13 protein-coding genes are annotated in these 16,638 nt (G+C 46.2%); 6 read left to right on the plus strand and 7 right to left on the minus strand.

Annotation, left to right across the window (positions count from 1 at the left end; translation table 11 throughout):
- Window positions 1-218 precede the first annotated feature (218 nt).
- The gene (locus tag DTO96_RS08100; protein ID WP_157964377.1) at window positions 219-2,009 is read left to right on the plus strand and encodes a DEAD/DEAH box helicase; all 1,791 of its coding nucleotides are present in this window, start codon (window positions 219-221) and stop codon (window positions 2,007-2,009) included.
- A 92-nt stretch (window positions 2,010-2,101) separates the two neighbouring features.
- Here the strand turns inward: DTO96_RS08100 and DTO96_RS08105 are convergent, their stop codons facing one another.
- Window positions 2,102-2,527: an Lrp/AsnC family transcriptional regulator gene (locus DTO96_RS08105; RefSeq protein ID WP_192878972.1), complete on the minus strand. Its 426-nt coding sequence runs from the start codon at window positions 2,525-2,527 to the stop codon at window positions 2,102-2,104.
- A gap of 146 nt (window positions 2,528-2,673) precedes the next feature.
- Between DTO96_RS08105 and ocd the strand changes: the two genes are divergently transcribed.
- Window positions 2,674-3,720: an ornithine cyclodeaminase gene (gene ocd / locus DTO96_RS08110; protein ID WP_114563034.1), complete on the plus strand. Its 1,047-nt coding sequence runs from the start codon at window positions 2,674-2,676 to the stop codon at window positions 3,718-3,720.
- A gap of 125 nt (window positions 3,721-3,845) precedes the next feature.
- Here the strand turns inward: ocd and DTO96_RS08115 are convergent, their stop codons facing one another.
- The 3 genes from DTO96_RS08115 to leuA all read right to left on the minus strand — a co-directional run bounded on the left by DTO96_RS08115 (window position 3,846) and on the right by leuA (window position 8,083).
- A complete protein-coding gene (locus DTO96_RS08115) occupies window positions 3,846-5,021 on the minus strand; it encodes a glycerate kinase (RefSeq protein WP_114563982.1) in 1,176 nt (391 codons plus the stop codon).
- Window positions 5,022-5,124: 103 nt separating this feature from the next.
- Entirely contained in the window at window positions 5,125-6,054 is a 930-nt protein-coding gene (gene ctlX, locus DTO96_RS08120) for a citrulline utilization hydrolase CtlX (RefSeq protein WP_114563035.1), read from the minus strand.
- 295 nt (window positions 6,055-6,349) lie between these two features.
- Entirely contained in the window at window positions 6,350-8,083 is a 1,734-nt protein-coding gene (leuA, locus tag DTO96_RS08125; protein WP_225972461.1) for a 2-isopropylmalate synthase, read from the minus strand.
- Between the two features lie 438 nt (window positions 8,084-8,521).
- Between leuA and DTO96_RS08130 the strand changes: the two genes are divergently transcribed.
- Window positions 8,522-9,202 carry a glutathione S-transferase gene (locus DTO96_RS08130; RefSeq protein ID WP_114563037.1) on the plus strand — a complete coding sequence of 227 codons (681 nt, stop codon included), beginning with the start codon at window positions 8,522-8,524 and terminating at the stop codon, window positions 9,200-9,202.
- Between the two features lie 147 nt (window positions 9,203-9,349).
- Here DTO96_RS08130 and DTO96_RS08135 read toward each other — a convergent pair whose 3' ends face one another.
- The 3 genes from DTO96_RS08135 to DTO96_RS08145 form a co-directional block, all read right to left on the minus strand.
- Window positions 9,350-10,153, minus strand: coding sequence for an ATP-binding cassette domain-containing protein (locus DTO96_RS08135; protein ID WP_114563038.1), 804 nt, complete (start codon window positions 10,151-10,153; stop codon window positions 9,350-9,352).
- Between the two features lie 5 nt (window positions 10,154-10,158).
- Entirely contained in the window at window positions 10,159-11,115 is a 957-nt protein-coding gene (locus DTO96_RS08140; RefSeq protein ID WP_114563039.1) for an ABC transporter permease, read from the minus strand.
- Between the two features lie 236 nt (window positions 11,116-11,351).
- Entirely contained in the window at window positions 11,352-12,437 is a 1,086-nt protein-coding gene (locus tag DTO96_RS08145) for a sugar ABC transporter substrate-binding protein (protein WP_225972462.1), read from the minus strand.
- A gap of 302 nt (window positions 12,438-12,739) precedes the next feature.
- Between DTO96_RS08145 and DTO96_RS08150 the strand changes: the two genes are divergently transcribed.
- From DTO96_RS08150 to DTO96_RS08160, 3 genes are all read left to right on the plus strand, one after another.
- The gene (locus DTO96_RS08150) at window positions 12,740-13,186 is read left to right on the plus strand and encodes an RbsD/FucU family protein (RefSeq protein ID WP_114563040.1); all 447 of its coding nucleotides are present in this window, start codon (window positions 12,740-12,742) and stop codon (window positions 13,184-13,186) included.
- Between the two features lie 9 nt (window positions 13,187-13,195).
- Complete coding sequence (locus DTO96_RS08155; RefSeq protein ID WP_114563041.1) at window positions 13,196-14,200, plus strand: LacI family DNA-binding transcriptional regulator; 1,005 nt, start codon at window positions 13,196-13,198, stop codon at window positions 14,198-14,200.
- Window positions 14,201-14,418: 218 nt separating this feature from the next.
- Entirely contained in the window at window positions 14,419-16,422 is a 2,004-nt protein-coding gene (locus DTO96_RS08160; RefSeq protein WP_192878973.1) for a calcium-binding protein, read from the plus strand.
- Window positions 16,423-16,638: the final 216 nt, after the last annotated feature.

Genomic DNA, 16,638 nt, shown 5'->3' on the forward strand with positions numbered 1-16,638 from the left:
GAGTTTTCATCAAGCTTGTGCTGATTGTTTTGCACCTCATAAGCCCACATCTTATACCTTCTTGCTATAAAAGAAGTGTTCCTTATTCTGACGGTCGATGTATTTTTTGATTCGTCAGTGCGATTACCCTCGCATTATGCTCGCCAATTGCGCGTTTATATTTTATATAAACGCCTGATGTCTTTTTGCGTGCGTGACAATTTATAAGGTCACTCCCTGTGTCAAATACTTTTACATCTACAGACAACACCCCTGAAACAAAAACCGCCCCTCTAAACACGACCAGCACTTTTGCTGATATGGGTTTAGCTCAACCATTCTTAGACGCGATCAACGTGCTCGGTTTTACTGCACCAACTCCTGTTCAAGCACACGTCGTGCCATCAGCCCTTTCTGGCGGTGACTGGATTGTTGCTTCCCAAACAGGTAGCGGCAAAACAGCTGCATTTTTACTGCCCACATTACAAAAAACTTGGGAGTTTTTGCGCAGCGGCAAAAACAACCCTTCAGATGCCCCATTTACTTTAATTTTGTGCCCCACCCGTGAACTGGCTCAGCAAGTTTCGGCAGATGCAATCAATCTGGTTAAACAAGCCAAAGGTTTACGCATTGCCACCGTCGTCGGCGGCACTCCGTACCACAAACAACGCATTGCCCTTAAAGGCGCGCATTTGGTCGTTGCAACACCAGGTCGCTTGCTTGACTGGATCAACCAAGGTGGCATTAACTTGGCTTGCTTGAATACTTTGGTACTCGACGAAGCCGATCGCATGTTGGATTTGGGTTTCATGGATGAGATCACATCAATTCACGAAGCGTGTGAACACCGTCAACAAACCCTGATGTTCTCTGCCACTTTTGCCGCTCGTGAAATGCGTTTGGCTAGCACATTGATGTCTGATCCACAGCGCATCACATTGGCAACGGCTTCTGAGAAACACACCAACATCACACAGCACTTGCAATGGGCAGACAACAGTCACCATCAAACCCAATTATTGATGCATTGGTTGGGACAAGAAGATTTGGCTCAAGCTGTTATCTTCGCATCAACTCAAGTTGAAACAGAACGTTTGGCCGATGATTTGGTGTCTCAAGGCATTTCTGCCGCCGCGTTACACGGTGCGATGCCACAGGTTTTGCGCAACCGTCGTTTGGATGCTTTGCGCAACGGTCGCACCAAAGTTTTGGTTGCAACAGACGTTGCCGCACGCGGCATTGATGTACCCAATATCACCCATGTATTCAATTTTGGCTTGCCAATGAAAGCTGAAGACTACGTGCATCGCATCGGTCGTACAGGCCGTGCAGGTCGCGAAGGTACCGCGGTCACATTTGCACAACGCCAAGACACCCATAAAATTCGTGCGATTGAGCGTTACATCAGCCGTCCAATCAAAGAGTCGGTTGTTGAAGGCATGGAACCTCAAATCTCTGCTGAAGAGTATCGTGCCCGTCAAGGTCGCGGCAAACCACAGCGTGGTGGTGCTCGCCATGGTGGTGGCGGTTTCGGTGGTGGTAACTCTCGTGGTGGCTATGCAGGTGATCGTGGTGGTAATTCACGTGGCGGCTACAGTGATCGTCCGTATGAATCGAAGCCTCGCAGTTTCAGCGATGCACCTCGCCGTGAGTTTGATTCAAAGCCACGTGGTGAATTTGGCACCCGCACTGATCGTCCACAATCGGATCGTTTTGAACGCCGTTCGCCTCAAGGTGAGCCACGCCGTGCATTCGGTGACAACACAGCACCTCGCTCTGACCGTGCACCCCGTCGTGATTTTGACAAACCGCGCTCAAGTTTTGGTGACGCACCGCGTCGTGATTTTGGCGCACCTCGTGGTGATCGCACCGATCGCCCTGTCCGTTCAGAAGAACGCCGTAGTTTTGGTGGCGAAAGCCGCCCATCAGCAGAGCGTCGCTCTTCATTTGGTGATCGTGCTGGTTCACCGCGCAATGACGACGGCGGCTACGGCAAACCACGTGCAGCACGCCCAAAAACATCGTATTAATTTACCCTGTTTCTAAAGTATAAAAAAGCGCACTTCGGTGCGTTTTTTTTATTGAACATATTTTATTCAGCATGATCCGCGCCTGCACACCATCAATGCTTGAAACTGGATAATAAAATGGTCGTTTCTGTTGTGACAATCCCCTCGATTTGTCGCACTTGCACGAGCAACTCATGAAAACTGGCCAGACTGTCGGTTCGAACATCCAACACCAAATCCCAATGCCCATTGGTGCCGTATAAAGCAGTGACATTTGGAAATCCACGCAACTCGTTGATGATTTTAGATTCTTTTTGCCCCTCTACAGTGACAAACATCATTGCACGCACCTGTTGTTGCTCTACCTCAGGTTTCAGGATTAAAGTGTAACCACAAATCACCCCCGATTGCTCCAGACGCTCCAAACGGTTTTGCACCGTTGCCCTTGACACACCGAGTTTCTTTGCCAATGTTGAGACGGGCGTGCGCGCATTGACACGCAGTAGAGAAATCATGGCCTCATCTGTTTTATTCAGCATTTTATTCACTTTGTAAAATTAATATAGCAATTTGACTATTATATTTTAAAATTTGCACACTGTTACAACTATTAAATGATACACATTGCTAGGATAATGTTCACTATAGCAAAATATTTAAACGTTTTATTTCTAGGAGAACAATTATGAAAACGAATTTTGTCGATGTGAATGACATGGTGAATTTGGTCAATCGTCATGGTTTGACAACCATGCTGGCTGATTTAGTTGATTGTATTGAAAATGATTTCAAACGTTGGGAAAAATTTGATAAATCTGCTCGCGTGGCCAGCCATTCAGATGTGGGCGTGATTGAGTTGATGCCAACCGCCGATGATGTGAGTTATGCATTTAAATACGTGAATGGCCACCCACAAAACACTCAATATGATTTATCAACGGTCATGTCTTTTGGTGTGCTCGCTGAAGTGCAAACAGGTTTTCCTGTGTTGATGTCTGAATTCACATTGGCCACAGCGATTCGTACAGCCGCACAATCTGTGATGTCTGCCCGCCTGCTTGCTCGAAAAAATGCACGTTCTATGGCATTGATTGGCAATGGTGCGCAAAGTGAATTTCAGGCCATCGCCTTTCATCACGTGTTGGGCATCAACGAAGTGCGCCTATTTGACATCGACAGCGAGGCCACTGATAAATTGATCAATAATTTAAAAGCATTTCCTGAGCTCAACATCATCCGTGCCGCGTCAACCGCTGATGCCGTCCGTGGAGCAGACATCGTGACCACAGTCACCGCAGACAAAGCATACGCCACCATCATCACCCCTGAGATGATCGAACCGGGCATGCATTTAAATGCAGTGGGCGGCGATTGCCCTGGCAAAACAGAATTGCACGCCGATGTGTTATTAAAAGGCAAAGTTTTCGTTGAATTCGAACCCCAAAGCCGCATTGAGGGCGACATTCAACAGATGCCTGCTGACTTCCCTGTCATCGAGCTGTGGCAAGTGTTGAATGGTCACATCAGCGGCCGTGACAACAATGAACAGGTCACCATTTTTGATTCGGTTGGTTTTGCATTAGAAGATTTCAGCACACTGGCTTATGTACATAAAATTTCAACACAATATGGCATTGGCCGCACCATCGATTTGATTCCAGAATTCAACAATCCAAAAGACTTGTTTGGTTTCATTCGACAAGGCCAAGCCATACAAAAAAATGTGGCCTAATTCATATACATAACACACTTTAAAAAAGCCCTCAGCATCAGCAGAGGGCTTTTTCACCCATTCAACTATGGGATTAAATATAATGATTTGAATCAAAAACTTTGCTTTAAAAACCAAATTTAACTCTATTTTTGTGTTTCTGTTTTTTGGTTGCAATGATCCGTCAATCGCATTCCCATTGCCAATGCAGCGGCAACATTTCGAGCCGTGGTGCGCACATTCATTTGTGCCTCACTCAAAGCTTCAGGCACTGTACATGGGCGACTCACAATAGAAAATGCCGCATCAATGCCATGTTCATGTATTGCGCGAGCCCCTTCACCAAAGCAGCCCGCCATGGCAACCACGGGGACCCCCAATCGTTGCGCAACCCGAGCAACACCAATCGGGGTTTTACCGTGAATAGTCTGACCATCCAGCCGCCCTTCTCCTGTGATGACCAAATCGGCCCCTCCCATGGCTTCCGTCAACCCCACTGCATCCATCACCATTTCACTGCCAGGGCGCAAATGGCCATTCAAAAACACCATCATCGCAGCCGAAATACCACCGCCCGCCCCCGCCCCCTCCATCGACAGCACATCAATGCCAGTATCGCGCCTGATACAGGCGGCAAAATGGCGCAAGTTACAATCAAGTTGTTCGATCATGGCCGAACTTGCACCCTTTTGCGGACCAAATACCACCGATGCACCCATTGGCCCCACCAGCGGATTGGTCACATCGCACGCAATTTCAAATACAGCATGTGCCACACGTGGATCTAAGGTCGAAACATCAATGCGTTGTAAATCCGCCAAACCCGCACCACCGAAAGCAATTTGCTCGCCCTTGTCATCCAACAGCTTAATTCCTAAGGCTTGCAACATTCCAGCTCCGCCATCATTCGTTGCGCTACCACCGACACCCAACACAAACCGACTCACACCCAACTCCAGTGCGTCAAGAATCAACTCGCCCACACCAAAACTGGTGGCCAGCATTGGGTTTCGTTGTTCGGGCAAAACCAACTCCAAACCGCTCGCCGCAGCCATTTCGATGACTGCGGTTTGACCATCACCCGTGAGACCGTAAAAAGCATCGACGGGCTGACCCAAAGGCCCCGTGACCATTTGGTGCAACATGCGACCACCCGTGGCATCGATGATCGCCCTTACCGTTCCCTCACCCCCATCCGCAACAGGTATTTTAATGTAATGCGCTTGTGGAAAAATTTCTTTAAATCCATCCTCAATCGCCGTCGCCACATCCATGGCGGATAAACTTTCTTTGAATGAATCTGGTGCTATCACTATTTTCATAACATCCTCCGCTTGAACTGCAAGTTTAGCTGAACATGCTGGAATGTGCTGTTTAAAGACATGCCATTGATAAAACAACGGCTTTCTTTGATCGATCAAACCCTCATCGAGGTGTTAAATGTACCCCTGCAATCATGCAACGCACCGAACCGCCCGCCAATTCAATGGTCGGAATCTGAAGCGGCAACAACTCAGCACTTTTTTTGATCACAGCAATTTGTTCTGCCGTTAAAGATTTCAGTGCACGTTCAGACAACACCAAGACACGGCCACTTTTACCCGTCATTTCCAAGGCATTGCCTGCAAATTCAGCAATTTGCGCCAAACTCAACTCAATCACATCGCGCCCACTGTGGCGCAGACGCATTTCAACCTCTGTTCGTCGCACAGGGTCTGCGATCAAATCCAAGCAAATCATGGCGTATTCAAGACCAATGGCCATCATGACATTGGTATGATACACAGGCGTGCCATTTTGGTCTGCGGTATCAAATGCCATCGGCTCATAACCAAAACTGGTGCAAAAACGTTCTAAAATGACAGGATCAGCGCGCTTTGATTGACCCACATAAGCCACACGTTCAATGTGGTCGAACACCATCACACCGGTGCCTTCCAAAAATAAATGATCGTACTCCAAACCTGAATAATCAACAATTTCCTGCACACGATAATGCTGCTTAAGCATCTCCATCACATCATGCCGACGCTCCCGGCGTCGACTGGGTGAATACATCGGGTACATGGCAACGCGCCCACCTTGGTGGGTTGAAAACCAATTGTTTGGAAACACCGAATCGGGCGTATCGTATTCACCAAAATCATCAAAAACGTGAACCGTGATGCCCACATCCGCCATTTTTTGAATGGCTTGATCAAACTCCACGCGCGCTTGAGCGGCAATGTTTTCAGCGGCATCATTTGCACGGATCGATTGAAAAGCGTTGTCAGCGGCTGTTTCTGGGTTTGATATAAAGTGATGCGGTCGAATCATGACTGCTGCTGCGGGTGATTGAATGTACTGGAATAACATGCATGTCCTCAAGTGGTTGTGTGGATGAATTTAATGCTGAGTCGTAAAGAAACTCATCTAAAATGGATTAATCAATCCACAGCCATTCTACAAGTTCGATCACCGCACATAAATGTCCAAAATAGAAAAAACAGGTCGGAAAAAGGACAATCATCGATGACTTGACTTCATTCATTATTTAATTCCCCCCATTCATCACTTGTGAATTGATTGTGAATTAAAAAACGAGCTTTATCAGCTCGTTTTTTAATTAAATCCAATCAACCACTATTCAGCGGGACTCATTTCAATGCGCTCATGACTCAATGGCCACCACCCCACTTCGGTTGATGCCTGACACCACAGCAATCAACGATGCAGTCACAATGTTTTCATGAATGCCCACACCATACGCGGGTGAAAAGTCAGCATGAGCCACTTGTACATAACATGCCGCTTGCGCGTTTTCACCCGCTTGATCGCTGTGAATGTCATGTTCAGAATAATGACCAACGGAAAATTTTGTACCCAATGAAGCATTCAAAGCTTGTACAAAGGCAGACAACGGGCCATTGCCCCGACCTTCAATCACACGGTCTTCACCATTGACTTTAATTTGGGCACGCAATGTTTCCACACCCGTGTGATGGCTGATGGTGTGGTCGATGTATTCAACAGGCGTTTTGCGCTCGATGAACTCCTCAACAAAAACTTCGTGGATCTGTTCGCTCGACAATTCGCGCCCAGTATCATCGGCCAAGACCTGAACCGCACGCGCCACTTCCACTTGCAATAAACGAGGCAAGGTCAAGTCGTAATCGCGTTCAAGCAAATAGGCCATGCCGCCTTTGCCCGATTGGGCATTCACGCGAATCACCGCCTCATAGCTGCGGCCCAAATCAGCAGGATCAATCGGCAAATATGGCACTTCCCACATGATGGTGTCACCATCGGCCGCCGCTTCGCGGTCTTTTTGACGGGTTAAACCTTTTTTAATTGCATCTTGATGAGAACCCGAAAAAGCAGTGAAAACCAACTCACCCGCCCAAGGATGACGCGCGCCCACAGGCAACTGTGTGCACTCCTCAGCGATTCGAATGACTTCATTAATGTTTGAATAATCAACTTCAGGATCAATGCCTTGTGACCACAAATTAATGGCCAAATTAACCAAACACACATTGCCCGTGCGCTCACCATTACCAAACAAACAACCTTCAACGCGATCCGCACCAGCCAAAATTGCTAATTCGCTACATGCTGTTCCTGTGCCACGGTCATTGTGCGGATGAACACTGATGATCGCAGATTCACGGTTGGCCAAATGTGTGTGCATCCATTCGATTTGATCCGCAAATACGTTGGGTGTCGCCACTTCGATGGTTGTTGGCAAATTCAAAATGACTTTATTGTCTGGCGTTGCACCCCACTCGGACATGACCGCTTCGCAAATTTCTTTTGAAAATTCGAGTTCAGTCATGCTGAAAGTTTCTGGTGAATACTCCAAACGCCATTGGGTTTGTGCACAGACATCTGCAGGCAACGCAGCCAAAGCGGCTTTGATGTCTTGGATGCCTTTGACCGCAATCTCAACTGTTTCGGCTTTGGTTTTGTTGTATACCACTTCACGGAACAATGGGCTGGTCGCGTTGTACACATGCACAATCGCATTTTTTGCACCCACAAGCGATTCAACAGTGCGATTAATCAAATCAGTGCGCGCTTGTGTGAGCGCCTGAATCGTCACATCATCAGGAATGCGTTTTTCTTCGATGAGCTTACGAACAAAATCAAACTCAATTTGCGAAGCTGAAGGAAAGCCAATTTCAATTTCTTTGTAACCAATTTGAACCAACAAATCAAACATTTTGAGTTTTTTATCGATGTCCATTGGGTCAATCAACGATTGATTGCCATCGCGTAAGTCGGTGGACAACCAAATAGGTGCTTTGGTCAACACATTGTTGGGCCAGCGGCGATTGGGTAAGTCGATTTGCGGGTATGGACGGTATTTTTTGGATGGGTCCATGGTTTTAAAAGTCGTATTCATTGATAAGTCCTTGGGTGCTATATTTTGTGCGGTTGTGTCACAAAAATATCTGGTTGACCAAATATGTAGGTATTACATTTTTGGAGCAGTCGCAAATGCAAAAAAACAAAAAACCTCGGCACAGCATTTGCTGGATTAAGCCGAGGTTTGATACAAAGCGGTAAAGAGTTACTTCATCGTTGTTACGCGCGCAAACGTCGGCTGACGGCTTAGTAATAAAGCAGTCAGCGCAAGTAGCAAAACGAAAGAATAAGTTAATGTGGTCATGTCCTCACTATAAAACAGAATCCTAAAAAATTCAAGCCCCTATTCCCCCTCTGCAATGTTTTGGTAGAAATTATTCATATAATCGACAACAGAAGATTTGAACTATGCATGAGCAATGCATGGTTTACAATTTACATTTGAATCATCACATCCACTGCATTTAATTTACCCATGACACCGACTGCTCCAAAAACAATTCCAACGTTAGCACCTGTTTTATATTCATTTAGACGCTGCCCTTATGCAATGCGCGCTCGCTTGGCTTTGGCCTATGCACAACAAACAACCATCATTCGAGAAATCACACTCAAAAACAAACCCCATGCCATGCTCACCCTCAGCCCCAAAGGCACCGTTCCCGTGTTGCATTTGATGGATGGAGGCGTATTGGAGGAAAGTCGGGACATCATGATGTGGGCCCTTCATGCTCATGACCCTTTTGGCTTACTGGCTGGTGATGTGTGCGAAATGCACTCTTTATTAGACAAAAATGATGGCGATTTTAAATTTTGGTTAGATCGGTACAAATACCCAGAACGTTTTTCAGCCGAGAAAACCCGTGACACCTCGTTTGCTCGTCAGAAAGCAGAGGTGTTTCTCTCAGAACTTGAACTTCGTTTAAGTCGGCAATGTTATTTGTTTGGAGAAAAAATCACACTGGCAGACATTGGCGTGATGCCTTTCGTTCGTCAATTTGCCAGTGTGGAACCAGAATGGTTTAAGCATGCACCGTATGCCGCAGTGCGACAGTGGTTAAACAATGGGTTGGCTTCACCTGTTTTTACACACATCATGGAAAAATTTAAACCGTGGCAAGAAGGCGATGCCCCTGTGTATTTGGCATTTTTATAATGCGCCCACAATACCATCATTCTTTTTACTTTGAACCTTAAAAAAACCGCTATTTTCTAAAATGAAAATGGCGGTTTTTCTGTCACGCATCATTTTAATGCATGGCAGTAAACGCTTAAAACATTGCTTAAAATCTTGATTCAGACATTATGCACGCACATCCTCAGGAATATCTTCAGGGGCAATTGCACCCGTCATGATCGCAACTGTATCAGACATGTTGATTTTTTTCGGATCAACAATCGCAGCGCGCTTACCCAAACGTTGAATGTGAATCCGATCCGCAATTTCAAACACGTGTGGCATGTTGTGGCTGATCAAAATTACAGGCAAACCACGATCACGCACACGGCGAATCAATTCAAGCACCATATTGCCCTCTTTCACGCCCAATGCCGCTGTGGGCTCGTCAAGAATCACAACGTGTTGCGCAAATGCAGCGGCACGTGACACAGCAACGCACTGACGTTGACCACCCGACAATGTTTCAACCGCTTGGGTCATGGAACGAATGCCAACTTTAAGGTCATTCATGCGTGCAACGCTTTCTGAGAGCATTTTCTTCTTGTCAATCATCTTGAAAAAACTGCCCAAAAAGCCAGGTCGCAAGATTTCACGGCCTAAAAACAAATTCTCAGCGATGGTCATTGCAGGTGCAACCGCCAATTCTTGATACACCGTTTCAATGCCACGACGGCGCGCATCGATCGGGCTTTTAAAATGAATGGTCTCGCCATCCAATTTAATCACGCCTTCATCAGGCACAATTGCACCCGACAATGCTTTAATCAACGAGGATTTACCCGCACCATTGTCGCCAATGACCGCCAAAATTTCACCCGCTTTGAGGTCAAAATCCGCGCCATCAATGGCGGTCACAGAGCCGTAACGCTTGACCAAACCGCGTGCTTGCAAAACGATGTTATCGTTTGATGAGTGAGATGTGCTCATGGCGATTAACCTTTCTTTTTGGTCATTTGATCAACGGTTACGGCAAGAATCACCAAAATACCCGTGATGAGAATTTGAAACACGGAGGGAACACCCATCAACGTCAGGCCATTGCGGAATACACCCACAATCAACACACCAATCAAAGTGCCCAAGACCAAGCCACGACCACCAAATAAACTTGTACCACCCAACACCACAGCGGTGATCGAATCCAAGTTATCGGTTTGACCCGCTTGCGGGTCGCCCACACCAAGGCGTGCAACAGACAACAAAGCTGCAATGCCATAAAACAAACCCGCCAAAGAATACACACCGAGCAATACTTTGTTGGTGGCAATACCCGTTAAACGTGCGGCTTCAGGGTTGTTACCAACGGCATAAATGTGACGTCCAGGTGAAGTGTCACGCAAGAAAATCCATGTGATGAGGTACAAAGCCAACATCAACACCGCACCATACGCCACATTGGTACCACCGATGGAGAATGTCGTGCCGAGAAACAACATCGACTGTGGGATGTCCGTTACCGTTTGACCATTTGAGTACAATTGAGTGATGGCAAACACGATGTTCAGCATACCCAAAGTCACGATGAATGCAGGTAAACGCACACGGGTCACCAACATGCCGTTGACATAGCCAATCAAAACACACACCAAAATACCCGCCAACACAGCAACTGCTGGGTTCAAACCCAATGCTGTGGCAAATTTGGTCATGATGATGGAGCCGAGCGCCATCGCCATACCACATGACAAATCAATGCCTGCGGTTAAAATGATGAGCGTTTGACCAATGGCAATCACACCAATCACCATCACCTGTTGCAAGATTAAAGAAAAATTCTGACCTGATAAAAAACGATCAGATTGAGTGGCAAAGAAAATGCACGCCCCCAGCAACGCAATAAATGCGCCCATTATGGGATTGGCGTACAAACTTTTAAGTTTTGGATTCATAATTCCCCCGATGAATGTCAAAAAAAGCGTCGCTTTTTTAGATTCTTATAATGCATCACCTAACACTGTCACTGCACTGGACACACGGTGTTCGATGGCAGAGAGGTGAGTAAAACCCAATGACTTTACCCACCCCTATTGCATGTGATGATGCTATTGCTTGAAACAATATTCCATGTATTAAAAAATAAGGAAGAGAGAGGAGTATCCTCCCCCTTCCTTAAAACACATGAAAATTATTTATTGCCCCAGCATGCGCCCAGACCGAAGGCGGAGTCTTTGCTGGTCACACCATTGACAGGCGCGTGGGCAATCAACTCAACACCAGTGTCGGTGTAACCCGATACTTTTTTACCTGTTTTAGCGTACTCAACACCCGCAGCAACGCCCATTGCAGCCATTTTCAAAGGATATTGCTGTGAAGTTGCAGCGATTTTGCCATCGGCCACATCTTTCACGCCAGCGCAACCACCATCCACTGAAACGATGACCACATTTTTCTCTTTACCAGCCGCTTGCAATGCTTTGTATGCACCAGCAGCCGCAGGTTCATTGATGGTGTACACGAGATTGATGTCAGGATTTTTTTGTAAGCAATTTTCCATCGCTGTTTGGCCTTTGGCTTGATCACCAAAGCTGTCCGCCATACACACCACTTCTGGTGTTTTAGCCAAATCATTTGATTTTGCATCCAATGATTTCAAACCAAAGCCAGCCAAGAAACCATTGTGGCGTTGCGCGCCGACCGGGTGACCAGGGAATAAATCCAAAGTGGCGATTTTAGCTGGTTTGCCATTGACGGCTGCTTTTGCATATTGACCAATCAACTCACCTGCTTTGTAGTTGTTTGTTGCAAATAAACCATCAACCGCTTCAGCTGGATCGGTTGGGCTGTCCAATGCAATCACCATCACGCCAGCATCTTGTGCTTTTTTGATGGCGGGGACGATGGCTTTTGAATCACTTGGCGTGATCAAAATGGTTTTCGCACCCGCTGCAATCATGTTTTCCATTGCGGTGACTTGACCGGCATTGTCGCCATCGGCTTTACCCGCAGCAGTCAATAATTTCGCACCTTGTTTCTTGGCTTCCTCTTCCGCGCCCTCTTTCATTTTGATGAAGAAAGGGTTGGTTTCAGTTTTTGTGATCAAACCAATGACCACTTCTTTACCTGCATCGGCTTTTGGCGCTTCAGCAGCTTTAGGTGCATCTGCTGGTTTCGCAGGTTCAGCAGGCTTTTGGCAGGCGGCTAAAGAAAAGGCCATGATGGCGGCGGCACAAGAAGCCAATGCAAATTTTGGGGTGATGTTTTGAATCTTCATTGCTGTCTCCTAAAAGGATATTGTTGGATGATTTGTTGCGTCATTGATTAATAAATCTGCGTTTACCTTAAAAGTGTGTCAAGCAAAATAGGTTCGCTGCAACTCACTTGAAACGATTATTGCATAATTTTTTTAAATGCGCAAGCGTTTGCGCAAACGCTTGCTAAAAAAAGAAAACGTTTGCTATTCCATAAATGATGTGAAAAAATGCTATCATCTCAACAGACCATCATCACGGTAAATTGACGAAATCACATCATGCAAGGCGTTGTATTTTATTTATTCAGACAAAAGGAATCATCATGCTTAAAGGTATTGACCCATTATTAACAGCAGACGTACTTAAAATTCTGTGCGAAATGGGGCATGGGGATGAAGTGGTGGTGGTGGACGCGAATTTCACTGCGGCCAGTCTGGGTGCTGGCAAACCTGTCCTACATCTGTCTGGTGCCGATTTAGGGCGTGCCTGCCAGGCGGTTTTATCTGTATTTCCACTTGATGCCGATGTGAATCAACCCGTCGCTTACATGAAAGTCAGCCACACAGATGTGGGTTATATTTCAGCAGTACAAGAAAATGTGGTAAATTTAGTGGTTAAAACAGGCGGCACAACTGAACAATGTGAAGCTGTTGAACGTTTTGCGTTTTACGAACGAGTTAAAACAGCCTACGCCATCATACAAACCAGTGAAATGCAACCTTATGCGAATTTTATATTCAAAAAAGGTGTCATCTCCTTATCAGAATAAGAGACACACGTGGCCACCATCGTTGACGTCGCACGCGCGGCAAAAGTATCCACCTCCACCGTTTCACATGTCATAAACGGCACCCGCCACGTTCATCCAAAAACTGCAAAAGCAGTGCACGATGCCATTGATGTTTTAGGATACATTCCCAACAGCCTTGCCCGTGCACTCGCAGGTGCATCGTATCAAACCATTGGTGTCGCGATTTCCGCACTGAACAACCATTATTTCCATGAAACCTTGCATTGGCTGGATAAGGAATGCACTGAGCATGGGGTGATGATGATTTATGCCGACCACCACGATGAAGCAGACCGTGAATTGCATGTCATCCAAGCGCTACACCAGCGTCGCGTCGATGGCATTTTATTGGCTTCTGCGGGCACCAGTGAAGCCACTTTAGATTACTTAAAAAAACACCGCATCCCAACCGTATTAATTGATCGATTGAGCACTCAAGAATTCGATCAAGTGGGCGTTGAAAACACCCAAGCCACCCAAGCCATGACCGAACATTTAATTGAACATGGTCACCGCAACATCGCTTATCTGATTGGGAAGCCTCACATTTCAACAACCGATGAACGTTTGGCTGGCTTTTACGCAGCCCATAAAAAACACGATCTAAAAGTCAATGCCAATTACCTGATTTGCGGTGAGTCGAACAGCGTGGTTGCGCGTCAAGTCACCGAACATTTATTATCAATGAATCCACGCCCATCGGTGATCTTTTCATCAAATAATTTGATGACGATTGGCGTCATGCAAGCATTGCGTGCCGCACACATTCAAGTCCCTGAAGAAATGGCCTTGGCAGGGTTTGATGATTTTGACTGGGCTGACTTATTTGAACCGCGCTTATCTTTGATTGCTCAGCCGATTGAACAAATTGGTGTGAAAGCGGTTCAATTGTTGCTCGAACGCATTAAACATCCTGACGCGCCCTATCAAACCATCCAAATTGCACCCGAAATAAAAATCCGTCATTCGTGCGGTTGCAACGAAAATAATTGACATCAATTATTTGACAAGGCTTTGCGAGCAAAAGCACTGCACCATTTACTCAACAAAGCACCTCCAATCACACAGTAAACCATTGATTATTAACAACAATTGTTGCAAATCAACCACAACAATAGCCCTTTCTTTTTGATTTTTTCTGCTATGATCTGCACTCATGCAAAAAAGCATGAACGTTCATACCAATAAAAACAAGGAGATAAAAGATGGGCATGTTTGATTACAAAGATTACAGCAGCAGCGAATCCGTAGAGCTTTTGGAAACGTCGTATCGATTGGCAACATATGCCAACATCAATGGATTTCTAGGCATTGAGCAATCAGGGGCAATCGTACAAAGTATCGCCGACACACTGCTCAGTCCTGGTCTGTACCCCAACACAGTGAACAGCAGTTTGCCCTCAGGTTGGCGAGAACTGACCCCAGCAGAGCTGTCTTTGCCCGACAGCGCCTTGGATGCGACGGGGCATTACATCATCGAAAGCCCACTTTTAGGCAGTGTTCCAACAGGCGAGCAGGCCAAGTTGCTTGGTGAATATGATGCGCAAGGCAAACTCACCCGAGTTGCCATCAGCTACACAGGCACAAACTCAATGGTCGATGTGCCCGACTACCTCCAATTGAACAGCGGTGAAATGGCGCCCAAGCTGGAGCCCTTATTAAACGCCCTTAAAGCATTTACACTAAAAAATGGTTTAACTGCAGAAGATGTCATCGTGACCGGTTACAGTTTGGGGGGCGGCATTGCCAACTTGACCGCTGAATATCGCGAAACCTTGTCGGGTGGTTTTTTTAAAAATGCCAACTTCATTGGTATTGAATCCCCTTTGATTTATGACGATGCATCCGTGATTTTAAATTATGGTTACGAAAACGATGTGGTGCATCGCGCCGCTGGCAGCAGCGACAGCATTTTGACCGCCTTAACAGAGGCAAATCTTGGCTTGGTCAATCCCGACAAAAACTACAGCAGCAGCATCGACAACACCGTTCTATTCGATGACATGTACGCCTCAGCATTGTGGTCATTGCCTTTTTCTTTCTCTTTGTTGAACATCCCTGTGTCATGGTATGCCCACATTGATGGCGTTTTCACCGATGCTTATGCACGCATTGCAGACAACCCTTTTTATAATTTAATGGAAAAAGACAGTGCCACTGTTGTCGCCAATCTGTCTGCACTCACCCGAGGCAACACATGGGTAGGAGACAAAAGCGCTTCAACCTCCAGCCATTACGGTGCGCCATCCTTCATCATCGGGTCAAAGTATGATGATTTACTGCAAGGCGGCAGCAGCAATGATTACATTTATGGCGGTGATGGCGACGATAAAATCCGCACGGGTACAGGCACTGATCATGTGGATGGTGGCAATGGAAACAATGAATTACAGCTTGCAGGCACAGCTTCAGATTGGACCGTTTATCGTTTGTCAGATGGGAGCGTGTTCATGGATGCCAAAGACAAATCAAACTTTGTAGAAGCCGACCACATCCAAAACATCTCTTTTGAAAATGATTTGCTTTCTCAATACAATCCTTATGCCGTTGGCAATGGCGCTTTAATTGATCGACGGTACAGCCCTATTTTTTGGTATATGAATAAAAACATCGCCTATCAAAGTTCGATTGAAGGCAGCAATGCCAATGACAACCTTACTGGTCGAATCGTATTTGGTCAGACGGGTCACGATCGGTTGATGGCGACAAGCAATCCCAGTCTATTGCATGGCGGTGAAGGCAATGACACATTATTGGGCTATCTCGCCAATGATCGATTGTACGGCGGTGAAGGCAAAGATGTCCTTGTTGGCGGCAAAGGGAATGATTATTTGAATGGCGGCGTGGATCAGGATTTTTACCAATTTGCCCGAGGCGATGGTCAGGACCACATTGCCGAATCCAGTGGTTCGGACACATTGGCATTCAGCAACAATGTCAATGCCAATCAATTGTGGTTTACTAAAACAGGCAATCATTTGCTCATCAGTGTCATCGGCAGCACAGACCAAGTGGTCATCGACGATTGGTACAGCAATTCAAATTTCCAAGTTGAAACCATACAATCATCCGACGGCAAGACATTGAGCAGCAATAAAATTGATGCTTTGGTCAACGCCATGTCAGCCTTCAGCCCCCCTGCTGCGGGTCAAACCAGTTTACCAACAAGCTATCAAACAGCATTGAACCCCACCATTGCAGCCAATTGGGTTTGATACAACCCAAATTCAATCGCCCCCTAACCTCTGCACTTGATGGTGTCAAGGTTAGGCGGCGCCATCACTTGCATGTTTAGCCAATCTTTGCATTGAGTTTTTATTCACTGTAAATTATTTAACAACATGTATTTTCAAATAAAATAAAACAAAATCAATAAGTTAAAAGCTATTCTTAAAGCTTCATCAACTTCACTTTATTTGTGAAACACGCTG

Origin of the sequence: Ephemeroptericola cinctiostellae (genome assembly GCF_003339525.1) — a bacterium.
GTDB classification, from domain to species: Bacteria; Pseudomonadota; Gammaproteobacteria; order Burkholderiales; family Burkholderiaceae; genus Hydromonas; species Hydromonas cinctiostellae.

Bases quoted from the DNA above. Each gene is read 5' to 3' on its own strand.
- DTO96_RS08105 (WP_192878972.1), bottom strand. From the start codon at position 2,527: ATGCTGAATAAAACAGATGAGGCCATGATTTCTCTACTGCGTGTCAAT.
- DTO96_RS08160 (WP_192878973.1), top strand. From the start codon at position 14,419: ATGTTTGATTACAAAGATTACAGCAGCAGCGAATCCGTAGAGCTTTTG.
- DTO96_RS08130 (WP_114563037.1), top strand. From the start codon at position 8,522: ATGACACCGACTGCTCCAAAAACAATTCCAACGTTAGCACCTGTTTTA.
- DTO96_RS08150 (WP_114563040.1), top strand. From the start codon at position 12,740: ATGCTTAAAGGTATTGACCCATTATTAACAGCAGACGTACTTAAAATT.
- DTO96_RS08135 (WP_114563038.1), bottom strand. From the start codon at position 10,153: ATGAGCACATCTCACTCATCAAACGATAACATCGTTTTGCAAGCACGC.
- DTO96_RS08145 (WP_225972462.1), bottom strand. From the start codon at position 12,437: ATGAAGATTCAAAACATCACCCCAAAATTTGCATTGGCTTCTTGTGCC.
- leuA (WP_225972461.1), bottom strand. From the start codon at position 8,083: ATGAATACGACTTTTAAAACCATGGACCCATCCAAAAAATACCGTCCA.
- DTO96_RS08140 (WP_114563039.1), bottom strand. From the start codon at position 11,115: ATGAATCCAAAACTTAAAAGTTTGTACGCCAATCCCATAATGGGCGCA.
- ctlX (WP_114563035.1), bottom strand. From the start codon at position 6,054: ATGTTATTCCAGTACATTCAATCACCCGCAGCAGCAGTCATGATTCGA.
- DTO96_RS08115 (WP_114563982.1), bottom strand. From the start codon at position 5,021: ATGAAAATAGTGATAGCACCAGATTCATTCAAAGAAAGTTTATCCGCC.
- ocd (WP_114563034.1), top strand. From the start codon at position 2,674: ATGAAAACGAATTTTGTCGATGTGAATGACATGGTGAATTTGGTCAAT.